The sequence below is a fragment of the Pseudomonas retamae genome (assembly GCF_043496865.1).
Lineage (GTDB): Bacteria > Pseudomonadota > Gammaproteobacteria > Pseudomonadales > Pseudomonadaceae > Aquipseudomonas > Aquipseudomonas retamae.
Genome location: NZ_JBIEIL010000019.1, coordinates 18,670 through 34,523, shown reverse-complemented (window position 1 = coordinate 34,523; position 15,854 = coordinate 18,670). Strand labels below are relative to the sequence as shown.

At 60.1% G+C, this 15,854-nt stretch carries 14 protein-coding genes; 11 read left to right on the top strand and 3 right to left on the bottom strand.

Annotated elements, in window-relative coordinates:
* Positions 1-18: 18 nt before the first annotated feature.
* From xerD to ACGSLL_RS26725, 7 genes are all read left to right on the top strand, one after another.
* On the top strand, positions 19-915 hold the full coding sequence (xerD, locus tag ACGSLL_RS26755; protein WP_394508521.1) for a site-specific tyrosine recombinase XerD: 897 nt from the start codon (positions 19-21) through the stop codon (positions 913-915).
* A 257-nt stretch (positions 916-1,172) separates the two neighbouring features.
* Complete coding sequence (gene dsbC, locus ACGSLL_RS26750) at positions 1,173-1,904, top strand: bifunctional protein-disulfide isomerase/oxidoreductase DsbC (protein ID WP_394508520.1); 732 nt, start codon at positions 1,173-1,175, stop codon at positions 1,902-1,904.
* A gap of 131 nt (positions 1,905-2,035) precedes the next feature.
* The gene (locus ACGSLL_RS26745) at positions 2,036-3,340 is read left to right on the top strand and encodes a homoserine dehydrogenase (RefSeq protein WP_394508519.1); all 1,305 of its coding nucleotides are present in this window, start codon (positions 2,036-2,038) and stop codon (positions 3,338-3,340) included.
* A 107-nt stretch (positions 3,341-3,447) separates the two neighbouring features.
* Positions 3,448-4,857 carry a threonine synthase gene (thrC, locus tag ACGSLL_RS26740; RefSeq protein ID WP_394508518.1) on the top strand — a complete coding sequence of 470 codons (1,410 nt, stop codon included), beginning with the start codon at positions 3,448-3,450 and terminating at the stop codon, positions 4,855-4,857.
* Between the two features lie 120 nt (positions 4,858-4,977).
* Positions 4,978-6,351, top strand: a complete 1,374-nt coding sequence (locus ACGSLL_RS26735) for a transporter substrate-binding domain-containing protein (RefSeq protein ID WP_394508517.1) — start codon at positions 4,978-4,980, stop codon at positions 6,349-6,351.
* A 116-nt stretch (positions 6,352-6,467) separates the two neighbouring features.
* On the top strand, positions 6,468-6,875 hold the full coding sequence (locus tag ACGSLL_RS26730; protein ID WP_394508516.1) for a response regulator: 408 nt from the start codon (positions 6,468-6,470) through the stop codon (positions 6,873-6,875).
* Positions 6,876-7,041: 166 nt separating this feature from the next.
* Complete coding sequence (locus ACGSLL_RS26725; RefSeq protein ID WP_394508515.1) at positions 7,042-7,323, top strand: DUF3509 domain-containing protein; 282 nt, start codon at positions 7,042-7,044, stop codon at positions 7,321-7,323.
* 176 nt (positions 7,324-7,499) lie between these two features.
* On the opposite strand, the gene ACGSLL_RS26720 is transcribed toward ACGSLL_RS26725, so the two are convergent.
* On the bottom strand, positions 7,500-8,453 hold the full coding sequence (locus ACGSLL_RS26720) for a TIGR02285 family protein (protein ID WP_394508514.1): 954 nt from the start codon (positions 8,451-8,453) through the stop codon (positions 7,500-7,502).
* The gene (locus ACGSLL_RS26715) at positions 8,401-9,600 is read right to left on the bottom strand and encodes a CaiB/BaiF CoA transferase family protein (RefSeq protein ID WP_394508513.1); all 1,200 of its coding nucleotides are present in this window, start codon (positions 9,598-9,600) and stop codon (positions 8,401-8,403) included. Before ACGSLL_RS26715 ends, ACGSLL_RS26720 begins: the two co-directional genes overlap by 53 nt.
* Before the next feature lie 146 nt (positions 9,601-9,746).
* On the opposite strand from ACGSLL_RS26715, the gene ACGSLL_RS26710 reads away from it, so the two are divergent.
* The 3 genes from ACGSLL_RS26710 to ACGSLL_RS26700 all read left to right on the top strand — a co-directional run bounded on the left by ACGSLL_RS26710 (position 9,747) and on the right by ACGSLL_RS26700 (position 13,426).
* Positions 9,747-10,289, top strand: a complete 543-nt coding sequence (locus ACGSLL_RS26710) for a YaeQ family protein (RefSeq protein ID WP_394508512.1) — start codon at positions 9,747-9,749, stop codon at positions 10,287-10,289.
* A gap of 55 nt (positions 10,290-10,344) precedes the next feature.
* Complete coding sequence (gene recJ, locus ACGSLL_RS26705; protein ID WP_394508511.1) at positions 10,345-12,054, top strand: single-stranded-DNA-specific exonuclease RecJ; 1,710 nt, start codon at positions 10,345-10,347, stop codon at positions 12,052-12,054.
* A 265-nt stretch (positions 12,055-12,319) separates the two neighbouring features.
* Positions 12,320-13,426, top strand: coding sequence for an NADH:flavin oxidoreductase/NADH oxidase (locus ACGSLL_RS26700; protein WP_394508510.1), 1,107 nt, complete (start codon positions 12,320-12,322; stop codon positions 13,424-13,426).
* A 177-nt stretch (positions 13,427-13,603) separates the two neighbouring features.
* Here the strand turns inward: ACGSLL_RS26700 and ACGSLL_RS26695 are convergent, their stop codons facing one another.
* A complete protein-coding gene (locus tag ACGSLL_RS26695) occupies positions 13,604-15,229 on the bottom strand; it encodes a glucan biosynthesis protein D (protein ID WP_394508509.1) in 1,626 nt (541 codons plus the stop codon).
* Between the two features lie 404 nt (positions 15,230-15,633).
* On the opposite strand from ACGSLL_RS26695, the gene ACGSLL_RS26690 reads away from it, so the two are divergent.
* Positions 15,634-15,819 carry a hypothetical protein gene (locus ACGSLL_RS26690; protein WP_208938597.1) on the top strand — a complete coding sequence of 62 codons (186 nt, stop codon included), beginning with the start codon at positions 15,634-15,636 and terminating at the stop codon, positions 15,817-15,819.
* Positions 15,820-15,854: the final 35 nt, after the last annotated feature.

The following is a 15,854-nucleotide window of genomic DNA, read 5'->3' as shown; positions in this document are numbered from 1 at the left end:
TGCCTGCCCTGAGCACACATGCCTGCCATCGACCATCCGCTGATTGACCAATTCCTCGACGCTTTATGGCTGGAAAAAGGCCTGTCGGATAACACCCGCGGCGCCTACCGCAGCGATCTGGCGCTGTTCAATGGCTGGCTGCAGGAGAAAAACCTCGAGCTGATCAACGCCGGCCGCGAGCTGATCCTTGATCATTTGGCCTGGCGCCTCGAGCAGAACTACAAGCCGCGCTCCACGGCCAGATTTCTCTCCGGCGTGCGTGGTTTTTATCGCTATCTGCTGCGGGAAAAGCTGATCAGTGTCGACCCGACTTTACGCGTCGACATGCCGCAACTGGGGCGGCCACTGCCCAAGTCGCTGTCCGAGGCGGACGTCGAAGCGCTGCTCAAGGCGCCGGACCTGAGCGAAGCCATCGGCCAGCGTGATCGCGCCATGCTCGAAGTCCTGTATGCCTGCGGCTTGCGCGTGACCGAACTGGTCAGCCTGACGCTGGAGCAGGTCAACCTGCGCCAGGGTGTGCTGCGGGTGATGGGCAAAGGCAGCAAGGAACGCCTGGTGCCGATGGGCGAGGAGGCGATCGTCTGGGTCGAACGCTACATGCGCGACGGACGTGGCGAACTGCTGGGTGGGCGGCCCAGCGATGTGCTGTTTCCCAGCCAGCGCGGCGAACAGATGACCCGTCAGACCTTCTGGCACCGGATCAAGCATCAGGCCAAAGTCGCCGGGATCAATAAATCGCTGTCACCGCACACCCTGCGCCACGCATTTGCCACTCATTTGCTCAACCACGGCGCGGATTTGCGCGTGGTGCAGATGCTGCTCGGCCATAGTGATCTATCCACGACGCAGATCTACACCCATGTCGCGCGCGCACGTTTGCAGGATCTGCACGCCAAACACCACCCGCGCGGCTGAACACACAACCCCTTGTGGGAGCGAGCCTGCTCGCGAAGAGGGAGTGTCAAACGACATCGTTTCAACTGACACACCGCCTTCGCGAGCAGGCTCGCTCCCACGGGGGATCTGATCGTCGTGAAAATGCGGCGACCGGCGCATTCGGCCACCGTGACCTTATGTGTTAGGCTTTGCCGGTTTGCACGATGGGCGGTTATGACCCGGTGTTCCGGCACGGGCGTTCTGATCGTTCCATTTGTCCGCCTTCAGGAGTCCTCATGCGTCTGACCCAGATTTTCGCCGCCGCAGCCCTTGCGTTGGTCAGCACCTTTGCCGCCGCCGATGACGCGGCCGATAAAGCCATTCGTCAAAGCCTGGAAAAGCTCGAACTCGAGGTTCCGGTCGAAAGCATCAACGGCAGCCCACTGCCGGGCATGTACGAAGTCAAGCTCAAGGGCAGCCGTGTGCTTTACGCCAGTGCCGACGGCCAGTACATCGTTCAGGGCAACCTGTACCAGCTCGAAAACGGCAAACCGGTCAACCTGACCGAGAAGACCGAACGCCTGGGCATCTCCAAACTGATCAACGCCATTCCGGTGGCCGAAACCGTGGTCTATCCGGCGGTCGGCGAAACCAAGTCGCACATCACCGTATTCACTGACACCACCTGCCCGTACTGCCACAAACTGCACGCTGAAGTGCCCGAGCTGAACAAGCGCGGCATCGAAGTGCGTTATGTGGCGTTCCCGCGTCAGGGCCTGAATTCGCCGGGTGACGAGCAGCTGCAAGCGGTGTGGTGCTCGAAAGACAAGAAAGCGGCCATGGACAAAATGGTCGATGGCAAGGAAATCAAGGCCGCCAAGTGCGATAACCCGGTTTCCAGACAGTTCGCCCTCGGCCAGTCGATCGGCGTGAACGGCACACCGGCCATCGTTTTGGCCGACGGGCAAGTCATTCCGGGCTACCAGCCTGCGCCACAAGTCGCCAAACTGGCGCTGGGCGCAAAGTAATTCGCATCGTCACGGTCCGCCGCTGACGATCATGGTCCGGCAGCCACATTGCCGGGCCATCAATAGAGAGCCGCGAGCACGCGGTTGTTTTCCGGCCGACCCTGCGTCGGCCGTTTTATGGGGAGTTCACAGTGAATCCGGTCAAAGTAGGCATCTGTGGGTTAGGGACCGTCGGTGGCGGTACCTTCAACGTACTTCAGCGCAACGCCGAGGAAATTGCTCGTCGTGCCGGGCGTGGGATCGAAGTGGCACAAATTGCCATGCGCACGCCAAAGCCTCAGTTCCAGACGACCGGTATTGCGATTACCAACGATGTCTTCGAAGTGGCCACGAACCCTGAGATCGACATTGTCATAGAGCTGATGGGCGGCTACACCGTTGCCCGCGAGCTGGTACTCAAGGCCATCGAGAATGGCAAGCATGTGGTCACCGCGAACAAGGCGCTGATAGCCGTTCACGGTAATGAGATTTTCGCCAGGGCACGCGAGAAAGGCGTGATCGTGGCATTCGAAGCAGCGGTAGCCGGTGGCATTCCGGTGATCAAGGCGATTCGTGAAGGCCTGTCGGCCAACCGTATCAACTGGGTCGCGGGGATCATCAACGGCACCGGTAACTTCATCCTCACCGAAATGCGCGAGAAGGGCCGTACCTTCGAAGACGTGCTGGCCGAAGCGCAGGCGCTGGGTTATGCCGAAGCCGATCCGACCTTCGACGTCGAAGGCATCGATGCGGCGCACAAGCTGACCATCCTGGCGTCGATCGCATTCGGTATTCCGCTGCAGTTCGACAAGGCGTACACCGAAGGCATCACCAAACTGACCACCGCTGACGTGAATTACGCCGAAGCGCTGGGCTACCGCATCAAGCACCTGGGTGTGGCGCGTAGCACTGACGCTGGCATCGAGTTGCGCGTACACCCGACGCTGATCCCGGCCGATCGCCTGATCGCCAACGTCAACGGCGTGATGAACGCGGTGATGGTCAACGGTGATGCGGCCGGTTCGACCCTGTTCTACGGCGCTGGCGCTGGCATGGAGCCGACCGCTTCGTCGGTGATCGCTGATCTGGTCGACGTGGTGCGTGCCATGACCTCCGACCCGGAAAACCGCGTACCGCACCTGGCCTTCCAGCCGGACTCGCTGTCGGCGCACCCGATCCTGCCGATCGAAGCCTGCGAAAGCGCTTACTACCTGCGCATTCAGGCCAAGGACCATCCGGGCGTTCTCGCTCAGGTGGCGAGCATCCTGTCGGAGCGCGGCATCAATATCGAATCGATCATGCAGAAAGAAGTCGAAGAGCATGACGGCCTGGTGCCGATGATTCTGCTGACTCACCGCGTGGTCGAGCAGCGCATCAACGATGCGATCGCCGCCCTCGAAGCACTGGCAGGCGTAGACGGCCCGGTCGTACGGATCCGCGTCGAACATTTGAACTAAAAAAGCAGCTGCGAGCTTCGAGCTGCAAGCGGCAAGAAAAAGCAGTCCGGCTTTTACTTGAAGCTTGTAGCTCGTAGCTGGCAGCTCAAACCAAAGGTTTGCCCCTTATGCGATATATCAGTACTCGCGGCCAGGCACCGGCCCTGAATTTCGAAGAGGTTCTGCTGGCCGGTCTGGCCACGGACGGCGGTTTGTACGTCCCGGAAAACCTGCCACGTTTCACCCAGGAAGAAATCGCTTCCTGGGCCGGCCTGCCGTATCACGAACTGGCCTTCCGGGTGATGCGTCCGTTCGTGACCGGTAGCATTCCCGACGCCGATTTCAAAAAGATTCTTGAAGAAACCTACGCGGTATTCGCCCACAGCGCAGTGGCGCCGCTGCGTCAGCTCAACGGCAACGAATGGGTGATGGAGCTGTTCCATGGCCCGACCCTGGCGTTCAAGGACTTCGCCCTGCAACTGCTTGGTCGTCTGCTCGACTACGTGCTGGAAAAGCGCGGCGAGCGCGTGGTGATTGTCGGTGCCACTTCCGGTGATACCGGTTCGGCCGCCATCGAAGGCTGCAAGCACTGCGAAAACGTCGACATTTTCATCCTGCACCCACACAACCGGGTTTCGGCAGTGCAGCGCCGGCAGATGACCACGATCGTTGGCGAGAACATCCACAACATCGCCATCGAAGGCAACTTCGATGACTGCCAGGAAATGGTCAAGAACAGCTTCGCCGACCAGAGCTTCCTCAAAGGCACGCGTCTGGTGGCGGTGAACTCGATCAACTGGGCGCGGATCATGGCCCAGATCGTCTACTACTTCCACGCCTCGCTGCAGTTGGGCGGGCCGGCGCGTTCGGTGTCGTTCTCGGTACCGACCGGCAACTTCGGCGACATTTTCGCCGGTTACCTGGCGCGCAACATGGGCCTGCCGATCAATCAGTTGATCGTCGCCACCAACCGCAACGACATCCTGCACCGCTTCATGAGCGGCAACCAGTACGTCAAGGAAACCCTGCACGCCACGCTGTCGCCGTCGATGGACATCATGGTCTCGTCGAACTTCGAACGCTTGCTGTTCGACCTGCACGGTCGCAACGGTGCGGCAATCGCCGGGTTGATGGATACGTTCAAGCAGGGCGGTGGTTTCAGCGTTGAACAGGAACGCTGGACCGAAGCGCGCAAACTGTTCGACTCGCTGGCGGTGGACGATGCGCAAACCTGCGAGACCATCGCCGAAGTCTATGCACAGACCGGTGAGGTGCTGGATCCGCATACCGCGATCGGCGTCAAGGCCGCGCGCGAGTGCCGTCGCAGCCTGGACATCCCGATGGTGATCCTCGGCACGGCGCATCCAGTGAAATTCCCGGATGCGGTAGAGAAAGCCGGTGTAGGAAAAGCGCTCGAACTGCCTGCACATCTTTCTGATTTGTTTGAGCGAAACGAGCGCTGCACAGTTTTGCCGAACGAGCTGAAAGCCATACAGGCCTTTGTCAGCCAGCATGGCAACCGCGGCAAACCACTGTAAGCCTGTAAAAGCTGTCACATTTTGAAGCCCGTCTCCTGACGGGCTTTTTTGTTTTCGCTGCCACACTGCTCGGGTTTTCACCCACGCAGGACGGGTGAGTCGATCACGAAGGAAGTGGCAATGCTGTTTGATAGAGGTTTGAAACCGGCACTGGTCGGGGTGTTCTTGTGCGGATTGTTGGGGCTGATGCGCTGCAGTGTGGCGGCGCAACTGGTGCTGCACGGCGATGCCGCGGTACACAACGTACATGCCGTCGAACTGGCCGCACATGAGCGCGAGTGGATTCGCGACAACCCGACGGTGACCGTGGCGTCGTTGCAATATCCGCTGTATCTGTTTCAGGATGAACACGGCCAGTGGAGCGGTTTGAACAACGATGTGCTCAAGCGGGTAACGGCGATGACCGGACTGCAGTTCGTGCACCAGGAGTCGTTCTCGACCGATCACATGCTCGAGCGCCTGAAAAGCGGTGCGGCGGACATCAGTACGACGTTGGCGATCAGCGAAGAGCGCAAGGCGTTTCTTGATTACAGCCACGCCTTCGGTGGGGCGGGTTGGGTGTTCGTCGGGCGAGCCGACGCGCCGCGGCTGGAGTCTTTCGAGCAACTGGCCGGGCGCAGGCTAGTGCTGCCGGCCCGGCATGCCCTGGAGGACACGATCAGGCGCGACTTCCCGACCATCAAGATTCATTCGGTCAAGACCTACGCCGAAGCGCGGGCGCTGGTCGAAAGTGGCGAAGCCTACGCCACCATCGAAAATGAAATCGGCGCGCAACTTTATCCGTTGGGTCTGCTCAAGGTCGGTGGGCTGGTTGAAGGCAAGTGGGAGGCCGACAATCTCGCGGTGCGCAAAGGCATGCCGGAGCTTCTAGGCATCCTCAACAAGGCCCTGGAGGCCTTTCCGCCCGCCGAACTCCGCGCGATCCGCCTGAAATGGCTGGAGGGGATAGCGCCGGCGCCGGTGCCGACTATCGGTCAGCAGATGCTTGAATGGGCCTGCTGGGCCATGGGCGGTCTCGGCGTGTTCGGCTTGCTGTCATTGGTATGGAATCGAAGGCTGACGGCGGTGATCAAGTTGCGACGTGCCGCAGAGAAGGATCTGGGCGATCAACTGGCGTTTCAGCATGCATTGATCGACGCCTTGCCTGACCCGGTATTCGTCCGCGATCTGCACGGACGCCTGATCACCTGCAACCGCAGTTATGAGGAGGCGCTGTCGGTGCGCCTGGATCAGGTCACTGGCCGCTTGCTGGTCGAGCTCGATACGCTGCCCGAAGCCACGGCGTTGATGCTTCATGACGAGTTCATGCTGCAGTTGCGCACGCGCAAGTCGCGCTTCAGCAAACGCCGCTTGCAGTTCAAGAACGGCCCGCGCGAGGTCTATCAATGGACCGTGCCGTTCTACAGCGCTGATGGTAAATTGCGCGGTCTGCTCGGCGGCTGGACGGACATCACCCAGCGCCGCACAGAGAGCGGTTGTCGATGTCCACAGTGAAGATGGGAAATGTCCTATAGGACGCGGCTACTTTTCCGATGGGAGGCTTAGGACGGCTGGCCTAGAGTGACAACCACTGCGGTGAAAGTCCGCGATTGTCGCTTCAGAGGTCGCTCATGCGCTCGCTTAAAGTCCTGATACTTGAACCCAATCCGTTCCAGCTGATGGCGTTGCACCAGATGCTCAATGCCGTCGGCATTTACGACGTGCTCACCGCGCCATCGCTGGCTGCGGCGCTGTCGTCGCTGGAACATCGCGGCGTGGTCGACATCGCCATCTGCGATCCACAACTCAAGGGTGGCGATGGCCTTGCGCTGATGCAGCATCTGACGGCTCGCCAGCAAGCGCGTGCGGTGATTCTGCTGGGGACGATCGCGGCAAGTCTGCTCAACGATCTCGAGCCGCTACTGGACGAGCACCGCGTGCGTTTGTTGGGGCGCCTGCAGACGCCGGTATCGGCGGTGCTGATGCGGGGGTTGCTCGACAGTTATCTGAGCGCCGCTTCGTCGCCACTCGGTGTGTAAAACGTACGGAAGTTTTTCTGTCATCTTCGCCGTGCATGCTCTGCCAGACCGGTGACGCTGCGATGTGGAGGCAATCGATACGCAGAACTTTCTTCTCGGGCCGGTGGTCATTTATGGTGTACACGCCCCAGGCGCACAGTTTTCGGACTATTGAGTGGAGATCGAGATGGAAAGTATCAGTCTATTGCTCGGTGAGGCTCTGAGCCCGTATCAGGTTTCGTTGACCCCCAGCGGCCGTGATGGCCAATGCCTGGTGACGCTGAAGAACAGTCACGGCGCGATCGTGGTGGAGCGCGAATTCAATCAGGCGCAACTGACCGACAAGCGTCTGCTGACCGACGTTGTCGATGGTTTGCACCGTGACGTGCTGATCGCCGAAGGCCGGCTCGAACCCTGCGTGATCGCGGCCTTGCGCAACGCCGCGCTGGAGAAGCAGGCAGCGCTGTAAAGATGAAATATTTTTTGTGGGAACCTTCCTGCATCCCTGTCAGTCAGACCCCATAACAGCAGGATCAAGCATTGTGCTCCGGTGCTTGTCGCTTGCTGCTACGGGTCTTTATGTAGGCCACGTTTAACCCCGAGTCGTCTCCCCACTTCTCGGGGTTTCTTTTTGCCTGCGATTTCTCATTGCGCGGCCTGGCGGTCGAAAAACGTGCGGGCCTGTTGCAGGTAGTCGGCTCGGCGCTCCGGGTCGAGCCATTCGGCGTACAACCGATTGAGCGGTTCGTGGGGTACCGTGCGCAGCAGATTGTTGATCTCGACGATGGCCTGACGTCCCTCGGCAGAGTTGGAGCACGCCACATGCCCCGAGAGATATTTCTGCGTACCACGAATCGGGTAGAACGCCAGTTCATCCTCGGCAATTTGCGCCTGCGTGGCCTGATAGCGGATCTCCGGCCAGTAACCGAGCACCACCTGCAAACGGCCCAGACGTTGCATCGACAGCAGATTGCTCAGCGCATCGTTTCCATAATGCGGCGTCAATGCGTCGCGCGGCGCCTGCTGCAGAATGTTGTCGATGAACTCGCCATAGCTGCGTTCGGCGACGATGCCGACCTTGCGCTCAGGCGCTGCCAGCAAAGCCGCCAGGTCAACTTCTCCTTCCACCAGATAAGGCGCAAGTACTGCGCGATCTTGTTGGCGTACCACCAGACCATTGCTCACGGCGCGGATCGCCGGAATCGAATACACAATCCACTGCGCACGCTCCTTGCTCCACAGCAGCGCGGGATCGCAAGCGAACGAATGTTCTTGCAGCATCTGCAGTCCGCGGGCGCGATTGACCCGCAGCAGTGTGTGCTCGTATTGCGGCATGCCGGCGATCAGCAGTGGCATCAAATGATCGATGACGCCCTGACCCTTTTTCGGTCCCTCGAAAATGGTCATCGGCGGCAGGTCGCGCAGCAACCAGATCAGCGTCGGTTTGGCCTGCGCGGCGCTCGACAGCAAGAGCAGGCACAGCAAGCCGAACAGCCGCCACGTCCACCCGGAGTGCGCGCCGTTGGCAAGCGAGGGCCGCTTCAGCTTAAATGGCTCCGTCTTCGCGTAATCTGGCGATCTGCTCTGCGTCGTAGCCAAGGTCGTGAAGTACCTGCGAGTTGTGCTCACCCAATTGCGGGCCGACCCACTCGGAACTGCCGGGTGTCTCGGACAGTTTCGGCACGATGCCGGGCATCTTGAAGTCTTTGCCGTCGGGCAGCTTCGCATGCAGGAACATTTCTCGCGCCAGGTACTGCGGATCGTTGAACATGTCCTCGGCGCTGAAAATCCGGCTGGCCGGCACTTCGGCCTGATTGAGCAGGTCGAGCACGGTCTGCAGCGGCAGCGAATTGACCCAGCGATCGATCACGCCGTACAACTCGTCGCGGCGGCTGTCGCGTCCGTCGTTGCTGGCCAGTGCCGGGTCGTTGGCCAGGTCTTCGCGACCGATGATCAACATGAAGCGTTTGAAGATCGCATCGCCGTTGGCGCCGATCTGCACATGCTTGCCGTCGGCGCTGGTGTGGATGGAGGAGGGCGTGATGCCCGGCATGATATTGCCGCTGCGCTCGCGGATGAAGCCGAACACATCGAACTCCGGCACCATGCTTTCCATCATCGCAAAAATCGCTTCATACAGCGCGACATCGACGACCTGGCCGAGGCCGCCGTTGACTTCGCGGTGACGCAGCGCCATCAGTGCGCCGATCACGCCCCACAGCGCGGCAATCGAATCGCCGATGGAAATCCCTGTACGCACCGGTGGGCGGTCTTCGAAACCGGTGATGTAGCGCAAGCCGCCCATGGATTCGCCGACCGCGCCGAAACCGGGCTGGTCTTTCATCGGCCCGGTCTGGCCGAAACCGGACAAGCGCACCATCACCAGTTTCGGGTTCAGCGTGTGCAGGGTGTCCCAGTTCAGACCGAGCTTTTCCAGCACGCCGGGGCGAAAGTTTTCGATGAGGATGTCGGCTTCGCTGAGCAATTGTTTGAGGATCGCCAGACCGTCCGGGTGCTTCAGGTTCAGCGTCAGCGATTTCTTGTTGCGCGCCTGAACGAACCACCACAGCGAGGTGCCTTCATACAGCTTTCGCCATTTGCGCAGGGGATCGCCGCCGTCCGGCGATTCGATCTTGATCACTTCGGCACCGAACTCGCCGCAAATACGCGAGGCAAACGGCCCGGCAATCAATGTTCCCAATTCAATGACTTTCAGACCCGAGAGCGGTTTGCTGGTGAACGGCATGCGAGATCCTGTAGGACAAGGCTGAGCGGATACAGCGTTTTAACATAGCCGGCCGTCAGACGCCGCAGCTTGATCGCCATCAATTCGATGATTGCCTACCGCATCGGTTAGACTTGCCGACTTTCCTCGTATCAAGAAGCCCGTTCATGGCCCAGCCGTCCACTACCTATAAATTCGAACTGAACCTCACCGACCTCGACCGCGGCGTCTACGAGAGCGTCAAGCAGACCATCGCCCGTCACCCTTCGGAAACCGAAGAGCGCATGACCGTGCGCCTGCTGGCCTACGCCCTCTGGTACAACGAGCAGTTGTCGTTTGGCCGCGGTCTGTCGGACGTGGATGAGCCGGCCTTGTGGGAAAAGAGCCTGGACGACCGCGTCCTGCACTGGATAGAAGTCGGTCAGCCAGACGTCGATCGCCTGACCTGGTGCTCGCGCCGTACCGAGCGCACCAGCCTGCTGGCCTACGGCAGCCTGCGCGTTTGGGAGACCAAGGTGATTCCGGCGATCAAGAACCTGAAGAACGTCAACATTGCCGCCGTCCCGCAAGAAGTGCTGGAAACCCTGGCCAAGGACATGCCCCGCGTCATCAAGTGGGACGTGATGATCAGTGAAGGCACGGTGTTCGTCACCGACGATCGCGGTCAGCACGAAGTCCAGTTGCAATGGCTGCAAGGTGAGCGCGGCTGATCCTGCGCCAGCACCGGAATAATCCCACGTAACCAAGAGAAGTCTCCGTCACTCCATGCGTATCGAACCTCGTCAACTGCCCGCCACGCTGCCCTTTCTGGGTGATCTGCCACCGCTGCTGACGCGCCTGTATGCGGCGCGTGGCGTGCAGTTCGAGGCCGAGCTGGACAAGAGCCTGGCGCGGTTGATTCCGTATCAGCAACTCAAGGGCATCGATGCCGCCGTCGACCTGCTGGTGACCGCGCTGGAGCAACGTCAGCGCATCCTCATCGTCGGCGACTTCGATGCGGACGGCGCCACGGCCAGCACCGTTGGCGTGCTGGGTTTGCGCCTGCTGGGTGCGGCCCATGTCGATTATCTGGTGCCAAACCGTTTCGAATATGGCTATGGTCTGACCCCGGAAATCGTCGACGTCGCGCTGACCCGCGAGCCGCAATTGCTGATCACCGTCGACAACGGCATCTCCAGCGTCGAAGGTGTCGCCGCAGCGAAACGCGCTGGCCTGAAAGTGTTGATCACTGACCACCACTTGCCCGGCGATGAGTTGCCGCAGGCCGATGCGCTGGTCAACCCGAACCAGCCGGGCTGCGAATTTCCGAGCAAGGCGCTGGCCGGGGTCGGCGTGATCTTTTACGTGCTGATGGCGTTGCGCGCGCGCCTGCGCAGCCTCGGCTGGTACGAGAGCAAGCCGCAGCCGAACATCGGCGAACTGCTCGATCTGGTGGCGCTGGGCAGCGTCGCCGACGTGGTGCCGCTGGACGCCAACAACCGCATTCTGGTGCACCAAGGGCTTGAGCGGATTCGCGCCGGCCGGGCGCGACCGGGGATCAAAGCGATTCTGGAAGTGGCCAAGCGTGACGCCGCGCGTATCACGTCTACGGATCTGGGCTTTATTGTCGGCCCGCGTCTCAACGCTGCCGGGCGTCTCGATGACATGAGCCTGGGCATTGAATGCCTGCTCACCACCGATGCCAGTCTGGCCCGGCAAATGGCTGCGCAACTGGACGGCATGAACCAGGATCGCAAATCCATCGAGCAGGGCATGCAGCGTGAAGCGCTGGCGCAGCTCAAGGACCTGCCGGTGGAGTCGATGCCGTTTGGTCTGTGCCTGTTCGACCCGGAGTGGCACCAAGGCGTGATCGGCATCCTCGCCTCGCGAATGAAAGAGCGTTATTTCCGTCCAACCATTGCCTTCGCCGATGCTGGCGATGGCCTGCTCAAGGGCTCCGGTCGCTCGGTGCAGGGCTTTCATATTCGCGATGCGCTGAGTGTGGTCGCGGCGCAGCATCCGAACCTGATCGCCAAGTACGGTGGCCACGCGATGGCGGCCGGTCTGACCTTGGCGCAGGAGAATTTTCCGTTGTTCGCCGAGGCCTTCGACGCCGAAGTGCGCAGGCAACTTCGCGAGGAAGATCTGACCGGGCGCATGCTCACCGATGGCACGCTGGCGGTCGAGGAATTCCACCTCGAACTGGCCCGCGCACTGCGCCATGCCGGGCCGTGGGGACAGCACTTTCCGGAGCCGGTGTTTCATGGCGTGTTCCAGTTGGTCGAACAGCGCGTGGTTGGCGAGCGGCATTTGAAAGTGGTGCTGAAAAGCGAGTGTGGCTCGGTGAAGCTGGATGGCATTGCGTTTGGTATTGATCGCGATATCTGGCCGAATCCGACGATTCAATGGGTTGAGCTGGCTTACAAACTCGACGTTAACGAGTTTCGTGGCAATGAGACTGTGCAACTGATGATTGCCCATATCGAACCGCGTTAAAGCCAATCGCGAGCAGGCTCACTCCTACAGGTCCGGTGTTGTCCATGGGGGAGCGAGCCTGCTTGCGAAAGCGTCCTTCACATACTGAATCACTCTGAACCCTCCTTCTTCCCGCGTTGTCGACTAGGCTCTAAGCACTGCTTGATTGGCCTTGTGACGTCTTGTCGAATTTTTGCCCGCGGGGGCGGGTGCTGCACTTTTTCTGTCACTCGTCGACTATTCAAACAGAACCCTGGAGCCTGCCCACTGATTCGAGAGGTGCCCCATGAGTCTGCTGCTTGAACCTTTTACCCTGCGCCAACTGACCCTGCCCAACCGCATCGCCGTCTCGCCGATGTGCCAATACTCCAGCGTCGACGGCCTGGCCAACGACTGGCATCTGGTGCATCTGGGCAGTCGCGCGGTGGGCGGTGCCGGTCTGGTGTTTACCGAAGCCACGGCAGTCACCGCCGACGGGCGGATCACCGCCGAAGACCTTGGCCTGTGGAACGACGAACAGATCGAACCGCTGCAACGCATCACCCGCTTCATCACTTCTCAAGGCGCAGTCGCCGGCATTCAACTGGCCCACGCCGGACGCAAGGCCAGCACCCATCGGCCATGGATCGGCAAGCATGGCAGCGTCAAACCAGAGGAGGGCGGCTGGACCCCGGTCGGGCCGTCGCCGATCGCGTTCGATCCGCAGCACACGCAACCGAAACATCTGGATGAAGGGCAGATTGCCGCCGTAATTCAAGCGTTCGTCGATGCTGCCAAGCGCGCATTGACGGCGGGTTTCAGCGTGGTCGAGGTGCATGCTGCGCACGGTTATCTGTTGCATCAGTTTCTTTCGCCGCTGAGTAATCAGCGTCAGGACCAGTACGGCGGCTCGTTCGAAAATCGTATTCGACTGGTGCTGCAAGTGACCGAAGCGGTTCGCGCAGTGTGGCCGGAAGAATTGCCGGTGTTTGTTCGGGTGTCCGCCACCGACTGGGTGGAAGATGGCTGGAACCCGGATGAAACCGTCGAGCTGGCGCGGCGTCTGCACACGCTGGGCGCTGACCTGATCGATGTGTCCTCGGGCGGTACGGCGGCCAACGCGGAGATTCCGGTCGGGCCGGGTTATCAAACGCGCTTCGCTGAACGGGTGCGCAAAGAGTCAGGCATCGCCACCGGCACCGTGGGCATGATTACCGAGCCGGCGCAGGCCGAGCATATTTTGCGCACCTGTCAGGCCGATATCATTTTCCTTGCCCGGGAATTGCTGCGCGATCCTTACTGGCCGCTGCACGCCGATGATGACCTGGGCGGGCGCAAAGCGGTGTGGCCGGCGCAGTATCAGCGCGCGACCCATCGGGATCAGCCGATTCATGAGTCTGATTTGCGAGATTGATTGAGGCTGAAAAGCAAAAGCCCCGAGCCGGTGAAGGTCGGGGCTTTTTTGTGTCCTGTGAATTTGTATTGCCTGAGCCGGCCTCTTCGCGAGCAGGCTCGCTCCCACAATTGGAATCTTTACTCCTGTGGGAGCGAGCCTGCTCGCGAATGGCGCCAGAACTGGCGCCTCAAATCCTCAAGGATATTTGCGCTTGTCCGGCGCCGGCGGGAAGTACTGGTACAACCAGGTCTCACTCAAGGTGCGGTCGTTGGTGCGGATAAACAGGCGCAGTTCCACCGGCTCGACGCTGTCACTGGTCGGGTACCAGTCGAACAGGATCCGGTAACCCTTGATGTCATCCAGCACCAGCACGCTGAAGTCCTGCACCTTGCCGTTCGAGCAGGTCACCACCGGTTCAATCCCGGTGCCCTGCGGCAAGCGCTCGAGACCGCCACCGGTGAAGTCCACGGCAAAGCGTCGTGCCCACACCTTCGGGTAATGCTCGCCCGGTGCCCAACCCTCGGTGAAACCACCCATGCCGGAACGGGTCGCATGTACCCGCGCCAGCGGCGTGCCTACGGGCGGCAATGCGCTCCAGTAGAGCTTGTAGCCGTAATTCAGCGAATCGCCGGCCGCCACCGGCTTTTTCGGCGTCCAGAACGCCACGATGTTGTCCAGCGTCTCGCCGGTCGTAGGGATTTCCAGCAAGTCGATCGAGCCTTCGCCCCACGCGGTTGTAGGCTCTACCCATAGGCTCGGGCGCTTGCTGTACCAGTCGACGGTGTCCTGATAGTTGGCGAATTCGTGGTCGGTCTGCACCAGGCCGAAACCCTTCGGATCCTTGTCGGCAAACGCGTTGAATTGCAGAGTGGCCGGGTTGTTCAGCGGGCGGCAGATCCACTCGCCGTTGCCGCGCCACATGGCCAGGCGATCCGAGTCGTGGATTTGCGGGTGAATGGTGTCGCACATACGGCGTTCGTGGGTGCCACAGCTGAACATGCTGGTCATTGGCGAAATGCCCAACTGTTCGATGGCGGTACGCGCATTGATGTGCGCGTCGATTTCCATCACCACGCGTTCGGCCTGGCAATCAATATCAAAGCGATAGGCACCGGTGGCGCTCGGCGAGTCGAGCAGAGCGTAGACCACAAAACGCGTGGCGTTCTTGTCCGGCGTCTCGAACCAGAATTTGGTGAAGTCAGGGAATTCTTCGCGCTTCTTGGCGTAGGTGTCGATCGCCAGCCCGCGCGCCGATAGGCCATATTGGCCACTAGCATCGACGGCACGGAAATAACTGGCACCGAGAAACGACACCACGTCATGTCGATCCAGTTCCGGCGCCTTGAACAGTTTGAACCCGGCGAAACCCAAATCGCCTTTCAACTGCTGGGTGTCAACCGAAGTGTTCTCGTAATTGAACAGCGCCGGACGGAAATGCACCTCGCGCGCCATGCGCGTTTTCGGATCGACGCTGTACATACGCACCGGCTGACGGAAGCCCATGCCGACGTGGAAGAACTGCACATCCAGCTGGCCTTTGTTTTCCTTCCACAGGGAGTGCTCGCCGTCGTAGCGGATCGCGTTGAAATTCTGCGGCGTCATGGTCGCCAGGGTGGGCGGCAATACCTGTTTCGTATCCTGATAGGCGCTGCCGGCCAGTTGCTTGGCCTGACGCTTGAGCGCTTCGAAATCGAACGCCTGCGCTTCGCCATCGGCGGCGCCATTGGCTGCCCAGGCACGCGCGGCCAGCAGGCCAGTGGCCGAAAGACCGGTATAAGCCGCAATGGCCATGGACGCTTTGAGCAAATTCCTGCGATGCATATATACAACCTGTCGTGTGCAATCCCGTGCCGTTCCTGGCACGTAGCGGATCGGAAATTACGGTTCGGTCATGCCTTCGGCCAAACGCAACGGACTATAAACAGATGCCCGCTAGCTTAATCGGTTCGATTGTCGAGCAAAAAGCCTTGTTTGCGTGGCGTCAGGTGGCAATGAAACAAGACATGTCTGTAATTTTTCTGACAGGGTCATCTGATTTAAAGGGCATAACTGCTTTTTTCGATTAATTACTCTAAAAACTGCTTTTCAGCGCCGATTTAATTCCTATTCTATGGGCAAGACCGGATACAAGCCTTCGTGTCGGCGGGGCACACGACACTGCTCAAAAGAGGCAGGGCGATGTGAGGTTCAGCAGTTTCTTGACTCATCAGAGAAGGACATCGTCCATGGCAAAAATACACGGAATCACCGAAATGTTAGGAATCTTTCCTTGCTTGGGCCTCGGGCGCAGAAGACGCCGGCTCAGTTCGGAAGAGTTGAAGCTGGTTGAGCGTTATCGAGAGCTTTCCGAGAATGACCGGATCGCGATGAGGTATCTGGTGGATGCGATGCGGAGTGTTTCGCGGTTTTAAAGCTGGGGCGGGAGCCGTGAAAGCCATTTGGCTTT